Source organism: Pantoea conspicua (assembly GCF_002095315.1).
GTDB lineage: Bacteria > Pseudomonadota > Gammaproteobacteria > Enterobacterales > Enterobacteriaceae > Pantoea > Pantoea conspicua.
On record NZ_MLFN01000036.1, the window covers coordinates 35754 to 42064 of the forward strand.

Here is a 6311-nt window from a genome sequence, read left to right on the forward strand (position 1 = left end):
TTACTATGCAAATCAGTCAGGTTGAATGCTTTCCGCTGAAAATTGCCGCTGACCAGATCTATCTGGGCGGCAAGGCCACTGGCGATGAAGCGGATTATTATTATCGCCCTGAATACCGCTGTGTCTATTCCCGCAAGATGGAAACCTGCCTGGTAAAGATAACCACCCGAGACGGCCACGTCGGCTGGGGCGAGGCGCTGGCACCGGTGGTGCCGCAGGTGATTGCTGAACTGATCAACCAGCTTTTCAGGCCGTTAATTATCGGTCGATCGCCGTTCGATAGCGCTGTGCTGAATTCACGCATGTACGATGCGATGCGCGATCGCGGCCATATCACGGGCTACCATATTGATGCGCTGGCCGCCGTAGATATTGCCCTGTGGGATCTTAAAGGCCAGATCCTCAATTTGCCGGTGTATCAGCTGCTCGGGGGAGCCTACCGCGAGACGATTCCTTGCTATGTCTCCGGCTTGCCGGAACCGGATCTGGAATCCCGTGCGCTACTGGCCAGACGCTGGCAGGAAAAAGGATTCAACGCCTTTAAGCTGGCATTGGGTTATGGCGTCAGCGAAGACATCCACAATGTAAAAGTTATCCGTGAAGCGCTCGGGCCGGAAGCACAACTGTTCGTTGATGCCCACTGGAATTACAGCGTGGCCGAAGCAAGTGAACTCTCACAGCGCCTGCATACGCTTGGTGTCGGCTTCCTTGAGGCGCCGCTGCTGCCTGAAGATGTTGCCGGTCATCGTGAACTGCGCGCCAAAAGCCCGATAGCCATTGCGCTGGGTGAAACGGAACGCACCCGCTACCAGTTTAAGCCGCTGATTGAGCAACGCGCCGCAGACATTCTGCAACCTGATGTAGGCCGTACCGGTATCAGTGAACTGATGCATATCGCCGCGCTGGCGGAAACCTGGAACCTGCGTATAGCCCCTCATCTGAGCGTAGGCCAGGGGCCGTGTATCGCCGCCTCAATTCATGCCGCTGCCGCTATTCCTAATCTGTTTATGCTTGAGTACCAGCCTCCGGTTTTCAACGTGGCTAATCAGTTACTTAAACAGCCGCTGGTCTGTGAACAAGGCGCGTATCAGTTGCCACAGGGTGCCGGACTGGGGATTGAAATCGATGAAGATCGTCTACGCAAACATCTGACGGAGGCAACATGCTAAAAGGTAACGTACCCATTCTGGCAACCGCATTTACTGAACAAGGCGAGCTGGATCTTGCCTCGGTTGAACGCCTGGTCCGCTTTCTGTTGCAGCAGGGTGTTGATGGCCTGGCGCTGTTTGGCAATGCTTCTGAAGGCTATGCTCTGACGCAGGATGAGAAGCAGGCGCTTTTTTACTGCGTCAAAAAACAGGTCGGCGATTTGCCGCTGGTGGCGGCGGCGGGCGGTGCCTCTTCAGCCGTCGCGATTGATGAGATCAACCGGGTACAGCGTTGGGGTGCCGATATCGCCATGGTTAATCCACCCGCCGTGGTTAAACCCGGTCCGGAAGAGCTCTACCGCTTCTGGCGGGATATCAGTCAGGCGTGCAGCATCGATATCATGATTCAGGATGCGCCGCTGATGACCGGCGTGACCATGCCGGTGACGACGCTGGTCCGTGTTTGCGAAGATTTCCCGACCATCAAGTACATCAAAGTTGAGCAGCCACCGACGACGCTAAAAATCAGCGCACTGAAACAGGCATTAGGCGATCGGGTCGGCCTGTTTGGCGGCCTGAATGCTGGCTTTCTGTTTGAAGAGCTCTGCCGGGGGATAACCGGCACGATGCCCGCCTGCGAATTTCCGGACGTGATTAATACCATTCTTCACTGCTGGCATCAGGATCGAAAAGCAGCCCAGAGCCATTTTTACCGTTACCTGCCCTTTCTTCGCTACGGTGTCCAGCCCGGTATCGGCGTGGCTATTCATAAAACCGTGCTGCACCGGGCGGGTATTTTTGCCAGTGATTACGTCCGCGAACCGGCAAAGAGTCTGGATGAGATAACCCGTCAGGAGCTGAAGGAACTGACCGATGCGCTGCCGCTGGCGGTACTGGAGAGGCAGGCATGAACTATATCGCGGTCGACTGGGGCACCAGTAATTTTCGGGCGCTGAGCGTACGAGATGGCAGGATGATCAAAACGGTCGAGGCGGACTGCGGGGTCGGTAAATGCCAGCGCGATGCTTTGCCGTTGATATTGCAGCAGCAGCTGTTAAGGCTCGGCGAGGCCTACGACGAACAGCTGCCGGTGATATTGTGCGGCATGATTGGCAGCAATATCGGCCTCGCTGACGCGGGCTATCTCACTCTACCGCTTAGCTTCAGCGCGCTTTTCGGTAAAGGCCAGCCGCTGCCGGGGATCATCCCGAACCCGGTGAGTCTGCGTCCGGGGATCTGTGACCGACGGGTGAATGAAATCTGCCGTGGAGAAGAGATGCAACTGGCCGGCGCGTTGATGCTCTCTACTGTAAAGAACTTTGCCGCTGTTGGCACCCACAGCAAGTGGCTCAGAATCGATCGACAACAGCAGCAGGTAACCCGCTTACAGACGCTGATGACCGGTGAGCTCTATGCGCTATTGCTTAATCACTCGGTGCTGGGCAAAGGATTGCCCGAGCAATGCTGGTCAGATGAAGCATTTCTAAGCGGTATTGAAACGGCGCAGACTATTCAGCATCAGCAAACCGATTTGATTAGCGAACTATTTCGCTGTCGGGGTCGTTATATCCTTAATGCTCTTGCGGCAGAGGCGGCCTCTGCATGGCTATCCGGGTTACTGATTGGCCATGAAGTTTTATTGGGTGCTACCGGCCCGGAGACGATCTGTTTTATCGGTAGTGAAAGCCTGTTAGCGCATTACCGGCTGGCCTGTGAGGCGCTTAATCAGCCGGCAGAATTTCTGCCTGCGGAAACCGCCTTAATAGCCGGTCTGAATGAGGTGTTCCGCCATGACTATTAGCTCACAGGTTATCGCTATATTACGCGGCATTCGTCCTGAAGAGGTTAATCAACATATCCGCTGCCTGCTGGATAATGACATCAGCCAGGCAGAAATCACCACTAACTCGCCTGACTGGCAATCCAGTATTCAGAGAGCGGTTAAGCACTTCGGTCCCCGCCTGAATATTGGCGCAGGAACGGTGGTTAATCGCCGCCAGGTCGATGAAAGCCTTGCCGCCGGAGCCCGGTTTATTCTCACACCCAATCTTAATCCGCAGGTGATAACCCAGGCGAAAAAGCAGGGATTAGCGGTGTATGCCGGAGTGTTTAGCGCCAGCGAAATTTTCCTTGCTGCGGAACTGGGCGTGGAGGTGATGAAAATATTTCCGGCCTGCGCATTGCCGGTTAATTATCCGCAACTGATCAAAGGTCCGCTTTCTCAGCCGGTACGGTTTTCAGCGGTCGGCGGGATAACGGTCGATAATGCGGCTGACTATCTGGTTCACTATGACAGCGTCGGGATAGGTTCGTCGTTGTACAGGCCCGGGCAGTCGGTTGCCGAAACGGCGAAGCGCTGTAAACTGTTAATTTAAAAGAGGCAGCGGTTCGCCACTGATTTTTTTCGCGGCAGATATCAGGTATAAACTTAACATCTCAACATCCATCTTTTCACTGTTGATATTGGATAAGGCGATGGCCGCTGGCATGCCGGGGATATTACATGCCAGTCGATAATCATGCTGACCATAGGCTTTGGCGAACACCTGATGTCGGCGTGCCTGTTCGATATCGTTTTTAAGTAGCCGATAATCATGAATACCAATTTGACTGATAATTTCCTCATCACTCATCGCTGATAATAATTTGATGCCAATCACCGAGTCATGAACCGGATAGGATTGATAATTCCCGATAGCACGGGCAATACTTTCTCCTCCGCGTGTATGGATGATATAGACCACATTGGTGCCGCTCAGGACGCCGATAACAATAGAAATAGCCGGATTTCCGCTCTCTTCCAGAATGCCGATCACCGCATTATAAAACGCTGAATTATGGATAGCGTAGGCCGAGAGACGATGGATACCGATGCCAAGGCTGTATTTGCGCCGCGCATCGCGATGCACCATATCCAGCGCCAGCAGCGTTTTCATCAGGCGCGTTATTTTGGCCGAGTCGAGCGACAGTTCACGTCCCATTTCGCGAATGCCTTGCGGCCGGCTCGCTGAAGCGAGCAGCTCCAGGCAGCGGAAAGCGTCATAGACGGTACTGTTCATGATGAGCTCCGGGTCCGGGCGTGAGTAATACCGTTATTCTCCAGCCTTTGCTGATGCAAGCAACCCGCAATGGTCAGATCTGGAACCTGTTTCAAATGCTGAGAGGAATGGGGCTTTTAAAGCTGGTTCTGTGAGGAGCGGGTCAGCACCTGAATGATTGGTAAAAGCGCTACGGTTGAGAGATCAGCGTTTAGGATGCAAATGAGCATTTCGGGATAACGAAATTAGCTAACCCGCCTACAACCCGCTGGAGCTGATTCAATCGGCATACAAAGTGTCAAAGAACACGACCAGACATGCTTTTATAACGGGCACTGGCCCTGCCAGATACACTATTATTGCTCCAGGCAGGCAGTTGAAAATCAATATTCGCTGAAAAACTCATCCATCAGTTCGTCGACTTCTCACACATCCAATTACATATCCAGCTCAGCTTCGGATATGAGTAATCGTTTCAATTCCTCATTATTGAATAATTAAAAGCCTTTATGACTTCTGGATAATGCGAAAATGCGTTACTTAATTTCATCTACCATGATTTTTTCATTACCTTTCTTTATACGATTAAAATCACCTAAAGAGCCATAATTGATCTGCCATGGCGTCACAGAAAATAACAAACAGTATTCTGAGCCATTATAGTTGGATACCCTGCATAAAATCAGGTTCCGTTTAGTTCTTCTGGCGTATACGTTACAAAATCCCTATAAGCTTGTGTGGGATTTTTTTAGTTATGCCAGAGGGCATCCGGATAACAGAATTGTTAATGCTTGTTGTAGTGCTGAGAGGTTGTAATTGAATATCTCATTACAACCCTTCATCTCTTGCCGGATGCTTCAGCGCTAAAAGTGAGCTCAAGCATCTGTAACCAAAATTCTTCAGGTCCGTACATTCCAGTCATCTGTGTACTAATTTCAATACTTCCTTCACGTTCCTGAACATCAACTGAACCTTTGATGTCAGCACCGCCGTCATCTTTGAGCCACATATACGCGGGAACAGGCATTTTACAGACTCCTTTTGAATGTCATTTTCTTCGTGATTAAGCTGTAGCAGGCAATCGTCAATAGCAGGTTTAAAACGACCAATGTCGCCAGAGTAAATGCTGAAAACACCTCTTCTTCTGGAAAAAAAACGTGATAAGGCAGGCAGCGGAACAGCATCCAAAAAATGAATGTGAACGTGAATATCTTTGCTAACCGGCGTAATGTTGAAAAAGCCCACTCTTCAGGAAGACGAGCCAGCTCAATATTATGCGCCACGCCCTTAAAAACAGTGAGAACCACGCTCATGACAGGAACACTGATCAGTGTGTTTATTAAGAGACTAAAGTAAACCTGTAACGCTTCCCAGGACTCCGGGTCAGGCTCACCCAGAATGAAATGGGTAAATCTCTCTGCACTTTGAAAATCAAATAATGCCGTTATCGCGTCAACTAAACCATCATAGGGAACCACTTTAGCTACCAGCAGCATAATCGCAGTAAACAGCGCTATTTTGATAAAAAGATTAAGGGCATGTTTTGCCATTGGCAATTACCTCAATCGTTCCGTAGGCCATTAGTTGCTTCATACAAGGAACCGCTATCTTTTGCGTTCTCAGTAATGCGTTACGTAACATGGCATAATCAGAGTCATGCGGAAGCGTAATACATCCTTCAGATAGTGCGCCCGGATGCAAACGAAAGTTACCTCGTTTAACGTTCTCTACCCATGTGTAATCATCGATCGTCCAATCATCCCGCCATATTGCGAACCATTCGGAATGCCTGAACGTAGCGCCGCTGGCAAAGCGGTTATAAATATCCCTGACACCTGCATTTAATTGTGATTTGAGCCCTCCCTGAGGCCGGTCAACAATCCAGTATTTACCTGCTGGTACAGGCCCCTCTCCGGAAATCATTCCACAGGCTCCACGGTTGCGGTAAGCGCCATTGCCAGAGAACGCTAAGAACGTTCCCACGCCCGGAAAAGATAATGGTGAATAGTACGCGTCATTGATTATGAACTTTCCATGTAAAGCCATAAGCATCCTTTATTCAGGCTGGTTGATTGATAATGCTACAGACTATTTTCTAACCTTTATAGGCTTTGTTGAATAAATC

At 50.5% G+C, this 6311-nt stretch carries 7 protein-coding genes and 1 pseudogene; 4 read left to right on the top strand and 4 right to left on the bottom strand.

The features are described 5' to 3' along the window. The first annotated feature begins 5 nt into the window (after nucleotides 1–5). Genes HA41_RS13120 through HA41_RS13135 form a run of 4 tightly spaced genes read left to right on the top strand, consistent with a single transcriptional unit; the run spans nucleotide 6 to nucleotide 3523 of the window. Entirely contained in the window at nucleotides 6–1169 is a 1164-nt protein-coding gene (locus HA41_RS13120; RefSeq protein WP_094121159.1) for a mandelate racemase/muconate lactonizing enzyme family protein, read from the top strand. Beyond that, on the top strand, nucleotides 1163–2059 hold the full coding sequence (locus HA41_RS13125) for a dihydrodipicolinate synthase family protein (protein WP_094121160.1): 897 nt from the start codon (nucleotides 1163–1165) through the stop codon (nucleotides 2057–2059). The genes HA41_RS13120 and HA41_RS13125 overlap by 7 nt, the downstream gene beginning before the upstream one ends. Continuing rightward, on the top strand, nucleotides 2056–2949 hold the full coding sequence (locus HA41_RS13130) for a 2-dehydro-3-deoxygalactonokinase (RefSeq protein WP_094121161.1): 894 nt from the start codon (nucleotides 2056–2058) through the stop codon (nucleotides 2947–2949). Before HA41_RS13125 ends, HA41_RS13130 begins: the two co-directional genes overlap by 4 nt. Beyond that, complete coding sequence (locus tag HA41_RS13135; protein ID WP_094121162.1) at nucleotides 2939–3523, top strand: beta/alpha barrel domain-containing protein; 585 nt, start codon at nucleotides 2939–2941, stop codon at nucleotides 3521–3523. The genes HA41_RS13130 and HA41_RS13135 overlap by 11 nt, the downstream gene beginning before the upstream one ends. Here the strand turns inward: HA41_RS13135 and HA41_RS13140 are convergent. From HA41_RS13140 to HA41_RS13155, 4 genes and pseudogenes are all read right to left on the bottom strand, one after another. After that, on the bottom strand, nucleotides 3515–4207 hold the full coding sequence (locus tag HA41_RS13140) for a helix-turn-helix domain-containing protein (RefSeq protein WP_094121163.1): 693 nt from the start codon (nucleotides 4205–4207) through the stop codon (nucleotides 3515–3517). The genes HA41_RS13135 and HA41_RS13140 overlap by 9 nt on opposite strands. Nucleotides 4208–5081: 874 nt before the next feature. Then, nucleotides 5082–5213: pseudogene (locus tag HA41_RS13145) on the bottom strand (type VI secretion system tube protein Hcp); the annotation flags it as partial. 1 nt (nucleotide 5214) lies between these two features. Then, nucleotides 5215–5736: a hypothetical protein gene (locus HA41_RS13150; protein ID WP_094121164.1), complete on the bottom strand. Its 522-nt coding sequence runs from the start codon at nucleotides 5734–5736 to the stop codon at nucleotides 5215–5217. Next, nucleotides 5717–6232 (bottom strand): DUF2778 domain-containing protein, encoded by a 516-nt coding sequence (locus HA41_RS13155; RefSeq protein ID WP_094121165.1) that lies wholly within the window; start codon nucleotides 6230–6232, stop codon nucleotides 5717–5719. The genes HA41_RS13150 and HA41_RS13155 overlap by 20 nt, the downstream gene beginning before the upstream one ends. Nucleotides 6233–6311: the final 79 nt, after the last annotated feature.

Coding starts and splice junctions, on each gene's coding strand:
- HA41_RS13155 (WP_094121165.1), bottom strand. CDS start 6,232: ATGGCTTTACATGGAAAGTTCATAATCAATGACGCGTACTATTCACCA.
- HA41_RS13140 (WP_094121163.1), bottom strand. CDS start 4,207: ATGAACAGTACCGTCTATGACGCTTTCCGCTGCCTGGAGCTGCTCGCT.
- HA41_RS13130 (WP_094121161.1), top strand. CDS start 2,056: ATGAACTATATCGCGGTCGACTGGGGCACCAGTAATTTTCGGGCGCTG.
- HA41_RS13120 (WP_094121159.1), top strand. CDS start 6: ATGCAAATCAGTCAGGTTGAATGCTTTCCGCTGAAAATTGCCGCTGAC.
- HA41_RS13150 (WP_094121164.1), bottom strand. CDS start 5,736: ATGGCAAAACATGCCCTTAATCTTTTTATCAAAATAGCGCTGTTTACT.
- HA41_RS13125 (WP_094121160.1), top strand. CDS start 1,163: ATGCTAAAAGGTAACGTACCCATTCTGGCAACCGCATTTACTGAACAA.
- HA41_RS13135 (WP_094121162.1), top strand. CDS start 2,939: ATGACTATTAGCTCACAGGTTATCGCTATATTACGCGGCATTCGTCCT.